Here is a 16,894-nt window from a genome sequence, read left to right on the forward strand (position 1 = left end):
CAGAGTAGTTAAGCCCGCCTGCGCAGATGGTACTGCAGTTTTGTGGGAGAGTATGTCGTCGCCTTTCTTTATTGAGCCCCAACCTGAAAAGGTTGTGGCTCTTTTTTTTATAGGTACGACGTGTTCGCCTAATGGCTCGGTTCGTCGCCTTTCTTTATGAAAACCCTGTTTCTAACGAAACGGGATTTTTTGTTTTTATACTATTTTTGTGAAAAATATTATCTTATCATGGGAAAACAAAAACTAGTGGATATGACTCGTGGGCCTATTGTCCCGCAAATTATTCATTTTACATTACCCTTGATTATTGGTAACTTTTTTGTACTGACTTATAATGCGGCCGATTCTGTTATTGTGGGACGTTTTATCGGAGCCGATGCTTTAGCCGCACTTGGTGCTGCGAGTCCGGTGATGAATGTTTTACTTTTTTTGATTATCGGGATTTGTCTGGGAATGTCAGTGTTGATGGGACAGTATTTTGGTGAACAAAATTTTGATAAACTAAAGCGTGTCATTTCCACTTCTGTAATTTCCGGAGGTTTGTTTACTATAGTGCTAATAATTTTTGGTTTTTTCTTTTCCCGAACTATACTTTCATTTTTAAATACGCCACTCGAAATTCTGGATGATGCCACTTCTTATCTTCAGATTATCTTTGCAGGTCTTGTTTTTACCTTTATCTACCATATTTATGCTTCTACTTTAAGAAGTATGGGAAATTCTAAAGCATCTCTTTATTTTTTAATTGCTTCTGCAATACTTAATATTATTTTGGATATTCTGTTTGTTGTGGTCTGGGAAAAAGGTATTGACGGCGCAGCCTGGGCAACCGTAGTTGCCGAAGCTGTAGCGGCTTTGTTATGTATTTTATATGTTCGGTTTTATATTCCCGTTTTAAGATTTAGCAGTAAAGAGTTTGTATTTGACCGTAGTTTGTTCCGAATTATTTTTAGTTACAGCTCGGTTACAGCGATGCAGCAAATTACGTTGCATTTAGGTAAGTTTCTAATTCAGGGCGCTATCAATCCTTTGGGAGTGGTTGCTATAGCTGCTTTTAACGCTGTAAGCAGAATCGATGATTTTGTGATGATTGTTCAACAGAATATTGCTCATGGAACTACAGGCTTCATAGCTCAGAATAATGGAAAAGAAAATTTTAGTCGAATTCGAAAAGGATTTTTAACAGGATTAAAGATGGAAGTAATTTATACGGTACTGGTTTCTGTCATTGTGTTGTTCTTCTCGCGGGAGCTAATTTCCTTATTTATGGGCAAAGAAGAATTGAAAGTGATTGATGCCGGTGAACAGTATTTAAAAATAATGATTTTACTGTATCTGTTACCGGGAATTACGAATTTGATTCAGGGTTATTTTAGAGGCTTAGGGAAGATGAAAGTCACTTTGAATGCTACTTTTACACAAATGTTGGGTAGAGTCGTGTCAGCTTATTTTTTAGCTCCGCACTTTGGGATTGAAGGGATTGCTCTGGCTTGTTTAGTGGGATGGATTTGTATGTTGTCTTATGAAACTCCATTGTTTTTCAAGTCGTGGACACAAAATAAATAGTTGTGTTTATCACGGTTTGCGTTAGGGATGGAAGCGGCATCCTTTTGTGAGAGCAGTAATTTTCAGGTTTAAACTACTATTACCCGAACAAAAGATACAGCGTACAGCCCGACCTTGTTGCTGAACAAAATTTTATAGTTTACAAAAAAGTTCCGCAACAAGGTAACGCCATAAAAAAAGAGCTTAACAGCATGCTAAACTCTTTGATTATTTGGATATTTTGATGAAGATTATGCCTCTTCTTGTTCTTCCATAGTGTGATAAACGTTCATCACGTCATCATCTTCTTCGATTTTTTCGATCAGTTTTTCAACATCAGCTGCCTGAACAGGAGTCAGCTGTTTTGTGATTTGCGGAATTCTTTCAAATCCGGAAGATAAAATTTCGATATTTCTATTCTCCAATTCTTTCTGAATGGTACCAAAACTGTTGAAAGGTGCATAGATTAGAATTCCATCTTCGTCTTCAAAAACTTCTTCTGCACCAAAATCAATCAATTCTAATTCTAATTCTTCAGGATCCAAACCATCTTTTGGGATTCGGAAATTACAAGTGTGGTCGAACATGAATTCTACCGAACCTTGTGTTCCCATAGTTCCGTTGCATTTGTTGAAATAACTACGGATATTTGCTACGGTTCTGTTGTTGTTGTCAGAAGCAGTTTCGATCAAAACAGCAATTCCGTGAGGTGCATATCCTTCGAATAAAATCTCTTTATAGTTGGCAGTGTCTTTGTTTGTTGCATTTTTGATAGCGCGTTCCACGTTATCTTTAGGCATATTTGCTGCTTTAGCATTTTGAATAACAGCTCTCAATCTGGAGTTGGCTTCAGGGTTTGGTCCGCCTTCTTTTACGGCCATTACAATATCCTTACCTATTCTTGTAAACGTTTTTGCCATTGCAGCCCAACGTTTCATTTTTCTTCCTTTTCTAAATTCGAATGCTCTTCCCATTTCTGATTATTTTTTGACGATGCAAAATTACAATTATTTTGTTTTTTTTAAAGTTTTAGTTTTTATAAAATGGCATTTTTACCACTTTGGCAGGGACATCTTTTTTTCTGATTCGAATAAAAATCTCGCTGTCAACAGCACTATTTTCGATGGTTACATAACCCATTCCGATTCCTTTGTTCAAAGAAGGAGCCATAGTTCCGGAAGTTACAATTCCGATGTTATTTCCGTTAGCATCAACAATTTCGTAATCATGTCTTGGGATGGCGCGTTCCTGCATTTCAAAACCAATTAGTTTTTTAGTTACTCCGGCTTCTTTTTGTTTTTTCAAATGATCTGAATTGGTAAACTCTTTGTTGAATTTAGTAATCCAGCCTAATCCGGCTTCTATTGGCGAAGTGGTATCGTTGATGTCGTTTCCATAAAGGCAAAATCCCATTTCAAGGCGCAAAGTATCACGGGCGGCTAAGCCAATGGGTTTAATTCCAAAAGCGGCTCCAACTTCAAAAACTTTATTCCAAATTTGTTCTGCCTGATCATTTTTACAATAAATTTCGAAACCTCCGGCACCCGTATATCCCGTAGCCGAAATGATTACATGTTCGATTCCGGCAAAATCACCTACTTCAAAATGATAGTATTTTATGGCTGATAAATCTACTGATGTCAGTGATTGTAAAGCTTCAACTGCTTTTGGACCCTGAATAGCCAACAAAGAATAGTCATCAGAAAGGTTTTTCATTTCTACTCCCAAATCATTTTGAGCCGAAATCCACTCCCAGTCTTTATCAATATTTGATGCATTAACGACTAACAAATACTGCTCGTCTTTGATTTTGTAAACCAATAAATCATCTACGATTCCGCCATCATTGTTTGGTAAACAGGAATATTGCACTCTTCCGTCGGTCAATGTAGCAGCATCATTTGAAGTAACTTTTTGAATCAACGCTAAAGCATTTGGTCCCGAAAGTAAAAATTCCCCCATGTGAGAAACATCAAAAACACCTACAGCAGTACGAACAGTTTCGTGTTCAGCGTTTATTCCTTCATAAGTTATAGGCATATTGTATCCTGCAAACGGTAGCATTTTTGCTCCCAAAGCTTCGTGTATGTGCGTTAGCGCAGTATTTTTCATTATGATTTTGTGTAAATTTTGATGGCGCTAATTTATTGCTTTTATTTTGAGTAGCAAAGGCGTGAGAGTCAAAGTTTACTGCGAATAAAAGCAGCTGTTTTTAATAAAAAAATAATAAAACTCATTTTCTATTCGCTTAAATAGCATTAAATTAGAGGAAACTATTCAAAAGCAGAATTTATGATGACTCCTGTTTCTATCGATAAGAATGAAATTCTAAAGTATTATAAGCCAATAGCTGTGGATACTCATAAAGGTATTCAGGGACATGCTTTGATTATTGGAGGCAGTTATGGGAAAATTGGTGCTGTTTGCCTGTCTTCGAAAGCGGCATTGAAAGCGGGCTGCGGATTAGTAACTGCTTATATCCCCAAATGTGGTTACCAAATTGTGCAGATTGCCATTCCCGAAGTGATGGTTTTGACTGATAGGAATAAAAAATGTATTTCGAATATTAGTTTTGATCTTCAGCCTGATGCTATTGGGATTGGTCCCGGAATAGGCCAGGACGAAGTGACCCGGAAAGCTTTTTTGAAATTTCTAAAAACAAACGAAATTCCTCTCGTTATTGATGCCGATGGATTGAATATTTTATCTCAAAACAAAGCCTGGTTTTTACTTTTACAACCCGGAACTATTCTGACGCCTCATCCTAAAGAATTAGAACGCCTGATAGGAAAATGGATATCTGAAGAAGAAAAATTTGAGAAAACGATTTCTTTTTCACTGCAATACAATGTGATTGTAGTAATGAAAGGTGCTCCAACTTATATTATTGACGGAGAAACCCTTTATAAAAATACAACAGGTAATCAGGCTTTAGCCACTGCCGGAAGTGGCGATGTTCTGACCGGAATCATCAGCAGTTTTCTGGCACAGGGCTATGAATCAGTTCAGGCTGCGATTTTAGGTGTTTATTTGCATGGATTAACAGCTGATTTGGCTGCACCTAAAACTGGTTTTCAATCCTTTATTGCTTCGGATAGTATTAGTAATTTGGGAGCAGCTTTTTTGAGTTTGGAATGAAAAATTGGCACACAGATTAAACGGATTTTGACTGATTAATGCTTTTACAAAAGAATAACCGAATTAAGCTTATTTATATAGTTCTTAGGTTGCTTAATGAGCCGCGTTAAAAACGCTTTGTTTTGTTGTACAAAGAAAGTAGATACTCGTTGCAACCGAGCACCAGATTGAGGACTTAGTTCTCGGGGAGCTTTACCGCAAACTTGTCATGCTGACGAAGGAAGGATCTTAGCAAGAAACTCTACAAAGCATGTATTATTTTGTAGAGTGTTTTATTGATTATTTCCTCACTGTTATGGGCACAGAATACAATTCTGCGCTAGCGTTGCGTATATCCGAGCAATCTGGGGCTAATATTCATTCGGGTTCAGAATAATGTCAGTCACTAAATTCTTGTCTTTATCGTAAAATCTATAAACTAATTTTGCATTGTTTTTTTTAAAATATTCAGCTTGGTTTTGACTATTTAAATTTTTCTTGAGTTCAGGTTTAAATATATTTTGAAAAGCTTCAGTGTCGATATCTGATTTACTATCATTCAATAAAGTATAATTTTGTCTCAAAATATTCTTTTCAGGTGAACTAACACTATCCAGTCTTGTATTCGAATCAATAGTAAATGGACAATCTTTATTCATGATTTTTGCTCTTTCTGCGATAGTATTTTCATTACTCAAAGTCAGTTCCTTTTTTGAGTTAAATAGCTTCGAACCAAAATTAGTGGCAATTACAACTATTGTGACAGTAATAGCTGTTCCAATCAAGCTTTTTTTCTTTTTTTCTTCCATTTGTTTTTCTTTGTTGTTAAGTTTGCTTAGACAGCGTTCTGGTACTGCAAGCAGTTTGGGTAAATAAAGCGTCCGAAGCTAAAAGAATGCCCTGTTATATGCTTTCTGTAGGTTGAGTTTTCGATACATTTTATTAAAAAAGCTTTAGCCTAACCTTGATTTAGATTTTGGCTAAAGCCTTTTGAAAACTTTAACTTGTAATCGGGCTAAAGCCCGACCCAATTCATCCTTTAAAATTGTTATTAATAAAAAAATCTGTCAGTATCCGTTTAATCAGTAAAAATCCGTGGTCTATAACTTTTACTGTTTCCACACCAACACATCAGCTGTTTTCATGGCTTTTGTTCCAATGATAATCTCAGCATTGGCTGGCAATTTCATTTCGTATATTTTATCTGAATAGTTTACTGCAATCCCAAAACCATCACGGTATTCAACCATAATTCCTGCCGGATAATTTTCAATCGGGATATTTTGCTGTTGGTATAATTTGGTTAAAACCTGTTTTTCCAAATCTCCTTTTTTCGAGTCAACACCAATATACGTTACCGTTCCTTTGCCTAATTTACGGGAAGTTACCGCAGCAGTTCCGGCATAGAAATCGCCCTGATATGTTCCCCAGGTTTCAGTTCCTTTGTTTGGTTTTATTAAATCACCCCAGGAAACCCATTCAAAATCCTGATTATTGAATTTAATTTTGTCCGGTGATTGTGGCATCAATAAATCATAGGATTCAATTTCGGAACCAATTAATTGCCACATGGGTTCGTAGAATTTAGCTTCCCAAAGATGTCCTTTTCTATTTTGAATTCCGGAACGACAGCTCAATACTAGGTTTCCTCCTTTTTGGGCGTAGGCAGTCAGTTTATCAATCATTAGTTGATCAATCATTTGGTAAGCAGGGACAATCAGCACCGGATATTTAGAAAAATCAGTCGTATCACGAACAAAATCTACAGGAGCTCCAAAGGATTTTGTCGCTTTGTAATACTTCAAGAAATGATTTTCCGTGTTCCATTGATTGGTTTGTTTATTCAAGTCAATTCCCATTACGTTATCGGCATTGAACAAAATTCCTGTTTTGCGTTGCAAATATTCCTTCGGCAATTCGGCTTTAGGATTCTGCTTTTTTCGCAACGTATTAATGTCTTTGATAAATTGAGCAAATTCTTGTCCGCCAGTTGTAGGAGTCACTCCATCGGTACCTACAATTCCGTAATGAAATTGTTCGTAACCGTACAATGGCGCACGGTAGCGATAGGTACAGGTAAATTTACTTCCACCGGCAAAAACATGCCACAACCAAAGGCGCATGGCTCCCGGTAAAGGTTGCGGATTAATGCTTCCCCAGTTTACCTGTCCGGGCTGTAATTCCATCACACCATAAGCACCTTTTAAAGGACGGAAAAAGTCATTAGACATTGCAATTCTCGAATATTCTCCTACTCGGTATCCCTTTGGACCTATACCTAAATCACTTCCATAAACCATGTAGCGGGTATAAGAAACAAAGTCAAGTTCTTTGCTGGCGCCTACATAACCCACATCATACATCGGAATATAATTAGAAGTAATCCATTGCTTGGGAGTTGCATATTGGCGAATGACTTTAGCCTGTTCGTCTAAAAATGATGCTGTTTCATGATCTCCAAAACGGTAATGATCCAGTTGGGCATGCAAATTCATCCCCCATAACGAATGCAACGGAAGATTAATTTCGTCAAAAGTACTGTAAGTTCCGCTCCAGAAACTATTCCCCCAGGCTTCATTAAGCGTTTCGATAGTCTTGTATTTATTTTTCAACCAGTCGCGAAAACGTTGTGGCGCATCTTTTCCATAATCCAGAGCACGACGCGGTTCATTATCCAATTGCCAGCCAATTATGTTAGGATCATTTCCATATCTTTTAGCTAATTCAGCAATCATTTTCATAGAATAGGAACGGTAATAATTGCTTGAAAATGTTGCATGCTGGCGTGTTCCGTGATCCATTTTAGAACCGTCTTCTATAGTGGCTAAAACATCAGGATGCTTGCGAACTAACCAAACCGGAGGCGTAGCGGTAGAAGTACACATAATCACTTTAAGATGGTATTTTTTAGCCAGTTCTAAGGATTTATCCAGCCATTTAAAATCATATTTTCCTTCTTCGGGTTCGAGTTGAGCCCAGGCAAATTCACCAAAATGGGTGAATTCAAATCCCATTTTTTCCATATTCTGAAAATCACGTTCCCATTGTGCAGGATCCCAATGTTCAGGATAATAATAGACTCCCACGGTGGTTAAATCTTTTTTTGGAAAAAATTGCTCTATTGTTTGAGCAAAAGTAGCTGTGCTAATCAATAGTAGGAATGCCAGGAAGTATTGGGTGATTTTTTGATTCATAATGAAATGGTTAGGAAATAGTAATTACAAATCTAAGTTTTTTTAGTTATAAAGTGTAATTTTCTCACTTAATTGTCAGGGTACTCACATTTAAAATTTTTTAGCCACGACCCGAGCGATAGCGAATAGGCGAAGCAATTGCACAAAAAACACAAATTATTACTTGTTTTTTATTGGTCTCAAAAATAGTTAAAACTATGTACTTAGTGTATTTTCCTTTTAGATTCTAAAAATATTCACCGCAAATTCGCAAATTATTTTTTTTCTTTTCAAGTCTTTCAAATTTGCGAATTTGCGGTAAACTTTGTTTTCAACTTCGCAGACTTTCAGTCTTTCAAACCAATCTATAGACTTTAGTTCTTAGTGGTTTAATTACATGAATCATTAAAATTGATAGAATTAGTGAAATTCGATTTTTTTATAAAAATTAGTGATAATGGGTGTAATTGCTTCGCCTATTCGCTATCGCTCGGGTCGTGGCTATAACTTTTTTAAAAGCGAATGTCGTGCTTCATTGTGTAAATTGAAAAATCTTTATAAAGTGCCGAACGCGTAGCCATTTGTCTTAAACCAATTCGACCTTCATGAAGCAAAGGCTGATTTTTAAGATTCCAATTAAAAAGTGTAGCACCGTTTTGTCCAGTCACTTCAAAATAGAGTTTTTCATCTGTTTTAATCACGGTAATTTTATAATTTTCTCCCGTTTTAAAAAGTCCGGTTTCGAAAAAAGGATTCGGAATTTCGGTTGTGGTATTAAAATTTTGTCCGGGAATAACAGGATATTGGCGTACTCTGATGTAATCTTTGGTTTTATCGGTATTGTTATTGTCAAAAGAAGCATAACTGATATGCAGCGCTTTCATGTTGTTAAAATAGGTTTTCATAGCCGGAATTTCTCTTAAATAATTCCATTTTGAAATATCTTCAACATAAGGTATTTTGCCGGTGCCGGTTGCCTGAAGGTATAAGATAACTGCCCATTTAGTAGCCGAATCTTTTCTGGTAAAGTTGTATTCTATTTTTATATTTCCTTTAAAAGATTTTTGTGTCCATAATACGGCATGGTCAGTATCGGCAGCGGGTTGAGTTCCGGCATTAAAAAGCATTCCGGCTTTTGTATTTTTAACAGAAGCCTGAAGTCCGTCCAGAAACCATTTGGATTGCCAGTTTTTAGTACCATCATCCTGAAATTCTAATTTCCATTGCTTGGATTTATTAAGAATATCAAATTCTTTTTTATCGGACTTTTGAGCGTTTATCGAAATGCAGAAAAACAGTATAAGAAGTTGCTGTAAATTCATTTTTGATGTTTTTGTTTGTTCTGTCTCGTTTATGATAGCCCTAATTTTGATGTTTTTTTAATAATTTTCCACTTTTTAGGGACGGGGCAAAGAAAATTTATTTTTTCCATTTTTCATCCGAAGAGGCAAATAGATTGAGGATTTCGATTTGTGGTTTTCCATTCAGTCCTATTTCGTCTCTTTGTTTTTGAAATTCCAGAAAAGAAGGAATATTTAAAAGTTCTTTTTGTATTTCTTCATTTTTGTATAAAGAATGATGGACAAATGTTACACCATCTGCTTTGATAAACACTTTGTATTCAAATTGGGAGGCATCCAGTTTTTTAAAATCACTAAAGAAATTATGGATATTGATTTTATTTTGCTCAACAAATTCCGTTTTGATTTGGTAGGTTACAATTACTGATATCATTTTGTTCTTTTTTGAGTTAGATTATTTATATTTCATTTATTGATGGTATCTATTATTTCATAATTAAGTTCCTGATAACCAATTTCTCCTTCGTCAGAAATGGCTTCTACAATTATCATCATTTGCTCTTTATTATCTGTATTGTAAAAAGAAGTAAATGCTTTCCCTGAATCATCTGTTTGTAGTATGGGTTGCCAGTGTATTAATGTTCGAATATCGGAATGTTGCCAATCATCAGCTTGAATGTTGTCATATTTAGGAGCGTAAAATTCTTTTGCTGTAGCAAAAACAGGAACAGTTGTTTTGGTTAGTCCTTTTGGTTTTTGTGCACCAAAAAGGCCGATTCCTGCATGGGTATATATTGCTATAACATGACCCCAGGATGGAAGAGGAGGAATACAAGGTTGAAGCTCGCTATGGACTTCACAATAGAGTTCTCCAAAACCATTTGCATATTCAATAATTTCAAAACTACTCACTTCGCTTGGAGATATATTAGGAATAAGTCCATAATCACGAAACTGCACAGGAATCCCATCAATAATAACTAGGGTAGGCATGTTGTTGACCGTGGCATATAAATTTTGATCTGGCATTCTTTCTATTCTCACTTTATCCGGATAATTAAATAATAACACACTGTACAATCCGTAAGACCATTTTTTTTCTTTAGAAAGAATCTCTTTACCGCTAATAATGGTTTCTGGTTTGCCATATTTCTCGGTAACTTTTTCTTTGTTAGGTCCCATTTTAGCATTCACTTTTACCTGATCTAACAGAATGCCGCCAAACTGCACATCGAACTTCTCATCGATTTCTTTTTGTTTTCTGCTTTTCTCAATGAATTTGTTTACAATACTGTCTATTTGTTCAATAGCCTGTGTGGATTCAAAAGAAACGTGAGGTGATTTTTTTTGGTCTAAAACAACCGAATTGTTTATTTTTTTATCTGATTTATTAGCAGTTTGAATCAGTATTTCTATTTCCTTACCGTATTCATCATTTAAATCAAATTTAAATTTCCCCAAACTATCTGTTTTTTGCTTATAAAATGATTTAAAAGTACCCGAAGTCATCAGGGTTACTTCGACATCTTTTTTACCCTTTTTTTCTGAAAATAAATTATTCACTCTGCCCGATAACGTTAGTGTTTTTTCAGGATTGATATTTAGCGAAGATTTATTAGGTTTGGAATAATTGTATTTACTCCATCCTTGTGTAAGCATTAAAACGTCTAAATCATCATGCATACTGCTGTCATTTTTAAAGTAATAACCGGGATTTTCGATATTGCCTTTTAATTCGGAGTCAATTAAAAAATAGGAAAGGATATTTTGACGCAGGTTTTGCATAGTTCCTAATTCTTTTTTATTTATTACCAATACAGAAGTGTTTGCTTTTACAGCTTCTCCGTTAAAATTCGTGGTTTGAATATTTAGATTTGTCAATTCCCGCTTGTTGTAATTTGGTTTATCAGTAGCAAGATTGATCTTTATTCTGCTTTCCGGTTTTTCATTAAAATAAAGCCGTTCTGCAATGGTTTTTTTCGAATGATCTAAAATTGTAAACGAAATAATACCTTCGGGAATTTCAGCAGTAGAGATTAAGGACTGATAAAACCCTTGATTTAGACTTACTTTTTTTTCATATAAATCAACACCTCTGAAAGAAATTCGAACAAAGATACTGTCATTTTTCATGTAGTTTGATACTACTTTAAGCACTACTTTGTCCCTTTGCCTGTAAACGGATAAGGTATTTCCGGCAGCAGCTACATCAGGCAATGGATATAAAGATTTATTGTTTAAAGAAGGTGATTTTAATCTTGCATAATACTTCTTAGAACTGTCGGCGTTAATAAGAATAAAACTTCCCATTCCCAGGCTATTGCTTTTAAATGTCGTGATGCTGTTTTCTTTTTCGTCAACAATAGCACCTTCAATTATTTTTCCTTTTCCGATAGCATCGATAGCTTTAAAACCTACTTTGCTGCTTAGTCCATGAACCAGTTCGCCACTTTCCGGGAAAAACTGCAAGTCCATATATTCTTTGTTTAAAACAAATGTTTTGGCAGCTGTTTTTTGGTTTTCCGTTTCTATTTTTAAAGTCGCAAACTGGCTTTCTTTGTCAATAGGATAATCCAGAATGTATTGGTCATTTTTTCCTTTTTTAATTTGTAAGCTGTCTTTTTTATCATCAACGCTGATATATACATTTAGTTTGTTTTTTTGCAGGGAATCAATCAGTTTCGGATTAAAAATCACTTCCAGATGCTCGCTGCCGGCTTCTTCTTTGATGAGTTTAATATTCTGGATGGGTTCTGTATTTTCGGTTTCTGTTGGAAATACCTGAATGTATTCTTCAAAGAAAAAATCATCCTCAAAATTCTGGTTCCATTGTGTGTAGGCTCGAATAAGGTAATTGCCTTTTGGTATTTTTTTATCTAAATCAAAATTTCCATGACCAATTCCGTTTTCTATTTTGATTAACTTTTTTTCGAATATCACTTCATCGGCACCAATTAATTCTACATATAATACGCCACTTAGATGCGAAGGAATATGTTCAGAAGCATTCGAAACAATGCATTTAAACCACACCGTATCTCCATTAGTATATATTTTTCGATCTAATTGCAGGTAAATTTTTTCAGCAAAGGAAGCGGTGGAAACAACCAAATCATTTCGCTGTGCCCAATTAGGGATTGGTAATAGCAGCAAAAACCAAATCAGGATGGTGATGATTTTTAGATCAGTTTTATGGGATGGTCTTTCCATATATTGTTTCAGAAATTCTTTTAATTGATTGCTTACCAGTTGGATAGTTTTTCGATTCAAATGCTAAATATAAATATATTTTTTTAAAATACGATTTTTCGTATTTCTATAACTGATGCTGATTTGAAATAATCTTTTAAAAAGTAAAAAAAGTAAAAAAAAAAGAATTATAAAATTATATAAATTAATACGATAATCATGTAACAACAATTCAGTGCTCCGTTTCTAATTTGGTCATTATAAAATAACAACAGTATTACTATTTAAAAATAAAAGCTATGGATTCAAATTACATTATCAACCGACTTAAATCAACACTTTTTAAATATCCAACAGTTGATGTTCTTAGAAACAGATTGAAAAATCTGGACGAGAAAAAAAGAAATAGTATTGTATCCAATTTAAAAATTGAGATGTACAAGCATACCAATTCAGATATTCAGGAGCCGCTTGTGGAATTGCTTTATAAAATGCCACTAGCATCCTAAAAATAGCGGAAGAATTTTTTAGCGGCAGTTTTTGTACCTGGAGTATAAAAGCTGCCGTTTTAATTTAATGCGGATTTTTAAAATATATTTTTTCGAGAATAATCACACTGAGAATTCCCGTTACGTAAGCAAACAAATCAAGCCAGGCAAATGAATTTCCCAGAATAGCTTTAGCAATATCCGAATGTTCCAGACCCAGTTTGCCAATAAGATTTAAATGTTGTGTGAATTCAACGAAAAAAGAAAAACATAATACAATTATGGCAGTAGACCAAAACGACAAATTGAAAAATGATTTGATAAAGCAATAGATCAAAATCACGACTAAAAAATCACCTGCATAAGGTCTTATCCATTGATCGTTTACAAACAAAGCAATTAGAATTTCGACCAAAAATAATACGATAGCAAGGCTTAAATAAGTTTTGTTGAATTGTAGCAATTGGGTTAGTCGTTTATGCCGCATTAACTTGTTTATTCTTAACTAATTTAGAATAATATTGGTCTCCTGCAACAGATTTTCCCGTTCTCGATTTATATTCATCAACTATTTCTGCTAGCGTTGAATATTTCCAATCATCAAATTTGTTCAAATAATAATACTTATCGTCAAAATAAATTTCTAAACAATAACGAACTTTATTTTTACCTAATTCTTCCTCTTGAATTTCAATAATTAGTTTATTGAGATTCAAACTATCCTCCAATTTTGAATTAAAGTCATGACCGATAATTTGTAGGGTATCATTTGAAAATGATATTACATTTACAACAGTTCTAATTCTATTAGTGTGAAAGTATATACCGTATAGAAAACAAATAATTAAAAGTATCGAAAAATGAATTTTATAATCAGCAAGACTTCCAGCAAAAGTTCGGCCGTAGTAAATTTTAAAATAAGCAAAAATCACTAATAATATTAAAGGAGCTAATCTTTTAAAAAGTCTGATGTAAAATGGAATGTATTCTCCTTTAAATGTTTTGTTCATTTTTTGGTTTATTTTAATGATTTGTTAGTAAATGTTCATATTAGTGAGTTTATAATTAGATTAAGAATTGTTTTTGAATAGCCTAATCATTCCAAATACAAGACCACTTTCCATTAAGCCAAATGCCCAAATCCGTTGTAGTGGCTGTTAGCAATAGTGTTTTATTTTTTGATCATATTATTTACCCAATATCCAACACAATAATTTCCAATGCTCCAAGAAGCAAAAGCCCAATCCCCATCAATTTCAATTTTACTTTCATCTTCATTGATTATAATTTTGACATTTTCTCTTTGAGAAGTTTGAATGTCAAACTTTGAAATGAACTGAATATAATCGCCTTTTCTGTCACCGTGATTTTCAACTTTGAACATATAATTTAGTACTTTGAATTTTTCGTCGTTTATAAAAATATCAAAATGTTTAGACAACTTTTTGTCTTGCTTTTTCCTGATTTTTTTTTCTCGAAAATCTTCTTCGTTTTCTATCATTAAATTTGTTGTATTTCACTTAATTTTTGCTAACGTTCCACCGCTTGGCGTCAGTGGCGGCTTTTTCTATAATTTGTTCTAAATATAATCAAAATTTCAACTTAGTAATTTCAGGCTAAGAAAAACAAAACCAGCCATTGCGCCAAACGGTTGTTATGCGCCGTTATTGCTTTTAACTTTTCCTTTCATCGCATTTGGAATTTCGCAAAAAGGTTGTGTGTATAGCATATTGTAATATACAGCTAAATCTTGCCATTCTTTTAATTCGTAAAACTTCTGAATCTCAATATTTGACTTTCTTAATATTTCCATTGAAAGTCGTTTCTCAATTAAATCGTGTGAGTAGGCAGTGTTATCTTCCAAATGTTTAACAGCATCATATTCTGCTAAAATCCATTTTGTGGCTAAACCTTTCTCATAATAACGCCATGAAGTCGCTTCTGTCTCATATTTGGCTACTATTGGATTGAATCCTCTAAAATCGGGAACTCTTTTTTCATAATCTAGCAACTCTGTTTGGCCAACTATTTTCCATTTATTTTTATTTATAATAGGCAATATGTCAATTATAAAAATCCCTCCAGTGAGTGGTTCTGAATTTAAAAATTTTGGCAAGGAAAACAATTTTATGTCATTTTCGATATATCCAAATGGATAAATTAGAAAATGAAAGGTCTTTGACAAATCTATTTCTGCGTAATCCATTAGGTTTACAATTTTACAAAAAATATATCCTAGATTATGATTTAATGGAATTCCAACGATTTGTCCACTTGATAAGTTGTCGATTTTAGGCATACGTGTTTAATAATGGTGCATAACTTGCATATAGGCGAAACAAACTTTCGTGTATACACCCAAATTCGGGTAGATTGGCGAAGGTTTGTTTCGCATTATTTATTTTTTCGAATATACTAAATATTCTTACATAAAAATCTATTTGAAAACAAAACAGCATAAAAAAATCCGACTGGTTTGTACCAATCGGATTCTATAATTATAGGGTTGAGATTGCTTCGTTCCTCGTAATGACTACAAGTGAATTACTTCACCATAAGCATCAGCAACAGCTTCCATAACTGCCTCACTCATTGTTGGGTGTGGGTGGATAGATTTTAAGATTTCGTGACCTGTAGTTTCTAGTTTACGTGCTACAACTGCCTCAGCAATCATATCCGTAACACCAGCACCAATCATATGACATCCTAACCATTCACCATATTTAGCATCAAAAATTACTTTTACAAATCCGTCCGGAGTTCCGGCTGCTTTTGCTTTTCCTGAAGCTGAGAATGGGAATTTACCAATTTTTAATTCGTATCCTTTTTCTTTAGCTGCTTTTTCAGTTAAACCTACCGAAGCAATTTCAGGAGTAGCATACGTACAACCCGGTACGTTTCCGTAATCAATTGGTTCTACGTGCAATCCTTTAATTTTCTCCACACAGTTGATTCCTTCAGCTGAAGCTACGTGAGCCAAAGCCTGACCTGGCGTTACATCACCAATAGCGTAGTAACCAGGAATATTAGTTGCGTTGTAAGCGTTTACTAAGATTTTATCTCTGTCAGTAGCGATTCCTACTTCTTCTAAACCAATGTTTTCAATATTTGTTTTGATTCCAACAGCAGAAAGTAAAATATCAGCTTCCAGAACTTCTTCTCCTTTTGCTGTTTTTACAAATGCTTTTACACCATTTCCTGAAGTATCAATTCTTTCTACTGAAGAGTTTGTCATAACAGTGATTCCGGCTTTTTTCAAAGATTTTTCAAATTGTTTTGAGATATCTTCGTCTTCAACAGGAACAACGTTTGGCATAAATTCTACGATGGTAACTTCCGTTCCCATTGAATTATAGAAATGTGCAAACTCCACTCCGATAGCTCCGGAACCTACAATGATCATCTTTTTAGGTTGCTCAGGTAACGTCATTGCCTGACGGTAACCAATAACTTTTACACCATCTTGTGGCAAGTTAGGCAACTCACGGGAACGAGCACCAGTAGCAATAATAATGTGGTCAGCTGAATATTCAGTAACTTTTTCGTCTTTATCAGTAACAGCTACTTTTTTACCTGGTTTTAGTTTTCCAAAACCATTAATAACGTCAATTTTGTTTTTCTTCATCAGGAAAGTAACTCCTTTGCTCATTCCATCGGCAACTGAACGGCTACGTTGTACTACAGCAGGGAAATCTTTGTCAAACTCAGAAACCGTCAATCCGTAATCGGAAGCGTGTTTTAGATAATCAAAAACCTGAGCCGATTTAAGTAAAGCTTTTGTTGGGATACAACCCCAGTTTAAACAAACTCCACCTAAATTTTCTTTTTCAATTACGGCTACTTTAAAGCCTAATTGTGATGCTCTGATGGCAGTTACATATCCGCCGGGACCACTTCCTAAAACAATAACGTCGTATTTCATTTCTATATATTTATTTGTTTTTATTGGTGAGATGCGATGAGCAAGCTCATGTCATTTCTATGTATTTTATTTGTTTTTATTGGTAAAAATGAAATTTGCTACTAAATGCCCTTTTCATTTTATATGAATTTTGTAATCTTAATTTAAGATTGCAAATTT

The 16,894-nt window shown here is 34.5% G+C and carries 15 protein-coding genes; 3 read left to right on the forward strand and 12 right to left on the reverse strand.

Annotated elements, in window-relative coordinates; all coding sequences use genetic code 11:
• Positions 1 to 228: 228 nt before the first annotated feature.
• Complete coding sequence (locus BUB89_RS15885; RefSeq protein WP_073246834.1) at positions 229 to 1,566, forward strand: MATE family efflux transporter; 1,338 nt, start codon at positions 229 to 231, stop codon at positions 1,564 to 1,566.
• A gap of 230 nt (positions 1,567 to 1,796) precedes the next feature.
• On the opposite strand, the gene BUB89_RS15890 is transcribed toward BUB89_RS15885, so the two are convergent.
• The gene (locus tag BUB89_RS15890) at positions 1,797 to 2,519 is read right to left on the reverse strand and encodes a YebC/PmpR family DNA-binding transcriptional regulator (protein ID WP_073246836.1); all 723 of its coding nucleotides are present in this window, start codon (positions 2,517 to 2,519) and stop codon (positions 1,797 to 1,799) included.
• Positions 2,520 to 2,574: 55 nt separating this feature from the next.
• Complete coding sequence (gene gcvT, locus BUB89_RS15895; protein WP_073246838.1) at positions 2,575 to 3,657, reverse strand: glycine cleavage system aminomethyltransferase GcvT; 1,083 nt, start codon at positions 3,655 to 3,657, stop codon at positions 2,575 to 2,577.
• Positions 3,658 to 3,837: 180 nt separating this feature from the next.
• On the opposite strand from gcvT, the gene BUB89_RS15900 reads away from it, so the two are divergent.
• Positions 3,838 to 4,683 (forward strand): NAD(P)H-hydrate dehydratase, encoded by an 846-nt coding sequence (locus BUB89_RS15900; protein WP_073246840.1) that lies wholly within the window; start codon positions 3,838 to 3,840, stop codon positions 4,681 to 4,683.
• A gap of 350 nt (positions 4,684 to 5,033) precedes the next feature.
• Here the strand turns inward: BUB89_RS15900 and BUB89_RS15905 are convergent, their stop codons facing one another.
• The 5 genes from BUB89_RS15905 to BUB89_RS15925 all read right to left on the reverse strand — a co-directional run bounded on the left by BUB89_RS15905 (position 5,034) and on the right by BUB89_RS15925 (position 12,406).
• Positions 5,034 to 5,471 (reverse strand): hypothetical protein, encoded by a 438-nt coding sequence (locus BUB89_RS15905; RefSeq protein ID WP_073246842.1) that lies wholly within the window; start codon positions 5,469 to 5,471, stop codon positions 5,034 to 5,036.
• Between the two features lie 300 nt (positions 5,472 to 5,771).
• Positions 5,772 to 7,856 (reverse strand): beta-galactosidase, encoded by a 2,085-nt coding sequence (locus BUB89_RS15910; RefSeq protein ID WP_073246844.1) that lies wholly within the window; start codon positions 7,854 to 7,856, stop codon positions 5,772 to 5,774.
• 491 nt (positions 7,857 to 8,347) lie between these two features.
• On the reverse strand, positions 8,348 to 9,157 hold the full coding sequence (locus tag BUB89_RS15915) for a DUF1961 family protein (RefSeq protein WP_073246846.1): 810 nt from the start codon (positions 9,155 to 9,157) through the stop codon (positions 8,348 to 8,350).
• Between the two features lie 97 nt (positions 9,158 to 9,254).
• Entirely contained in the window at positions 9,255 to 9,569 is a 315-nt protein-coding gene (locus BUB89_RS15920; protein WP_073246848.1) for a hypothetical protein, read from the reverse strand.
• 32 nt (positions 9,570 to 9,601) lie between these two features.
• Positions 9,602 to 12,406, reverse strand: coding sequence for an MG2 domain-containing protein (locus BUB89_RS15925; protein ID WP_073246858.1), 2,805 nt, complete (start codon positions 12,404 to 12,406; stop codon positions 9,602 to 9,604).
• A gap of 218 nt (positions 12,407 to 12,624) precedes the next feature.
• On the opposite strand from BUB89_RS15925, the gene BUB89_RS15930 reads away from it, so the two are divergent.
• Entirely contained in the window at positions 12,625 to 12,834 is a 210-nt protein-coding gene (locus BUB89_RS15930; RefSeq protein WP_073246860.1) for a hypothetical protein, read from the forward strand.
• A 64-nt stretch (positions 12,835 to 12,898) separates the two neighbouring features.
• On the opposite strand, the gene BUB89_RS15935 is transcribed toward BUB89_RS15930, so the two are convergent.
• The 5 genes from BUB89_RS15935 to lpdA form a co-directional block, all read right to left on the reverse strand.
• On the reverse strand, positions 12,899 to 13,300 hold the full coding sequence (locus BUB89_RS15935; RefSeq protein WP_083552870.1) for a ribosomal maturation YjgA family protein: 402 nt from the start codon (positions 13,298 to 13,300) through the stop codon (positions 12,899 to 12,901).
• Positions 13,290 to 13,823 (reverse strand): hypothetical protein, encoded by a 534-nt coding sequence (locus tag BUB89_RS15940; protein ID WP_073246862.1) that lies wholly within the window; start codon positions 13,821 to 13,823, stop codon positions 13,290 to 13,292. Before BUB89_RS15940 ends, BUB89_RS15935 begins: the two co-directional genes overlap by 11 nt.
• 161 nt (positions 13,824 to 13,984) lie before the next feature.
• Complete coding sequence (locus BUB89_RS15945) at positions 13,985 to 14,314, reverse strand: hypothetical protein (protein WP_073246864.1); 330 nt, start codon at positions 14,312 to 14,314, stop codon at positions 13,985 to 13,987.
• Positions 14,315 to 14,467: 153 nt separating this feature from the next.
• Entirely contained in the window at positions 14,468 to 15,112 is a 645-nt protein-coding gene (locus BUB89_RS15950) for an Imm26 family immunity protein (RefSeq protein WP_073246866.1), read from the reverse strand.
• A gap of 234 nt (positions 15,113 to 15,346) precedes the next feature.
• A complete protein-coding gene (lpdA, locus tag BUB89_RS15955; RefSeq protein ID WP_073246869.1) occupies positions 15,347 to 16,735 on the reverse strand; it encodes a dihydrolipoyl dehydrogenase in 1,389 nt (462 codons plus the stop codon).
• Between the last annotated feature and the right edge of the window lie 159 nt (positions 16,736 to 16,894).

Source organism: Flavobacterium flevense, assembly GCF_900142775.1.
GTDB classification, from domain to species: Bacteria; Bacteroidota; Bacteroidia; order Flavobacteriales; family Flavobacteriaceae; genus Flavobacterium; species Flavobacterium flevense.

What these genes read in the sequence shown, in the direction of transcription:
- BUB89_RS15910 (WP_073246844.1), bottom strand. Translation starts at nt 7,856, where the DNA reads ATGAATCAAAAAATCACCCAATACTTCCTGGCATTCCTACTATTGATT.
- BUB89_RS15905 (WP_073246842.1), bottom strand. Translation starts at nt 5,471, where the DNA reads ATGGAAGAAAAAAAGAAAAAAAGCTTGATTGGAACAGCTATTACTGTC.
- BUB89_RS15930 (WP_073246860.1), top strand. Translation starts at nt 12,625, where the DNA reads ATGGATTCAAATTACATTATCAACCGACTTAAATCAACACTTTTTAAA.
- BUB89_RS15890 (WP_073246836.1), bottom strand. Translation starts at nt 2,519, where the DNA reads ATGGGAAGAGCATTCGAATTTAGAAAAGGAAGAAAAATGAAACGTTGG.
- BUB89_RS15915 (WP_073246846.1), bottom strand. Translation starts at nt 9,157, where the DNA reads ATGAATTTACAGCAACTTCTTATACTGTTTTTCTGCATTTCGATAAAC.
- BUB89_RS15920 (WP_073246848.1), bottom strand. Translation starts at nt 9,569, where the DNA reads ATGATATCAGTAATTGTAACCTACCAAATCAAAACGGAATTTGTTGAG.
- BUB89_RS15940 (WP_073246862.1), bottom strand. Translation starts at nt 13,823, where the DNA reads ATGAACAAAACATTTAAAGGAGAATACATTCCATTTTACATCAGACTT.
- lpdA (WP_073246869.1), bottom strand. Translation starts at nt 16,735, where the DNA reads ATGAAATACGACGTTATTGTTTTAGGAAGTGGTCCCGGCGGATATGTA.
- BUB89_RS15900 (WP_073246840.1), top strand. Translation starts at nt 3,838, where the DNA reads ATGATGACTCCTGTTTCTATCGATAAGAATGAAATTCTAAAGTATTAT.
- BUB89_RS15950 (WP_073246866.1), bottom strand. Translation starts at nt 15,112, where the DNA reads ATGCCTAAAATCGACAACTTATCAAGTGGACAAATCGTTGGAATTCCA.
- BUB89_RS15935 (WP_083552870.1), bottom strand. Translation starts at nt 13,300, where the DNA reads ATGCGGCATAAACGACTAACCCAATTGCTACAATTCAACAAAACTTAT.
- BUB89_RS15885 (WP_073246834.1), top strand. Translation starts at nt 229, where the DNA reads ATGGGAAAACAAAAACTAGTGGATATGACTCGTGGGCCTATTGTCCCG.
- BUB89_RS15945 (WP_073246864.1), bottom strand. Translation starts at nt 14,314, where the DNA reads ATGATAGAAAACGAAGAAGATTTTCGAGAAAAAAAAATCAGGAAAAAG.
- gcvT (WP_073246838.1), bottom strand. Translation starts at nt 3,657, where the DNA reads ATGAAAAATACTGCGCTAACGCACATACACGAAGCTTTGGGAGCAAAA.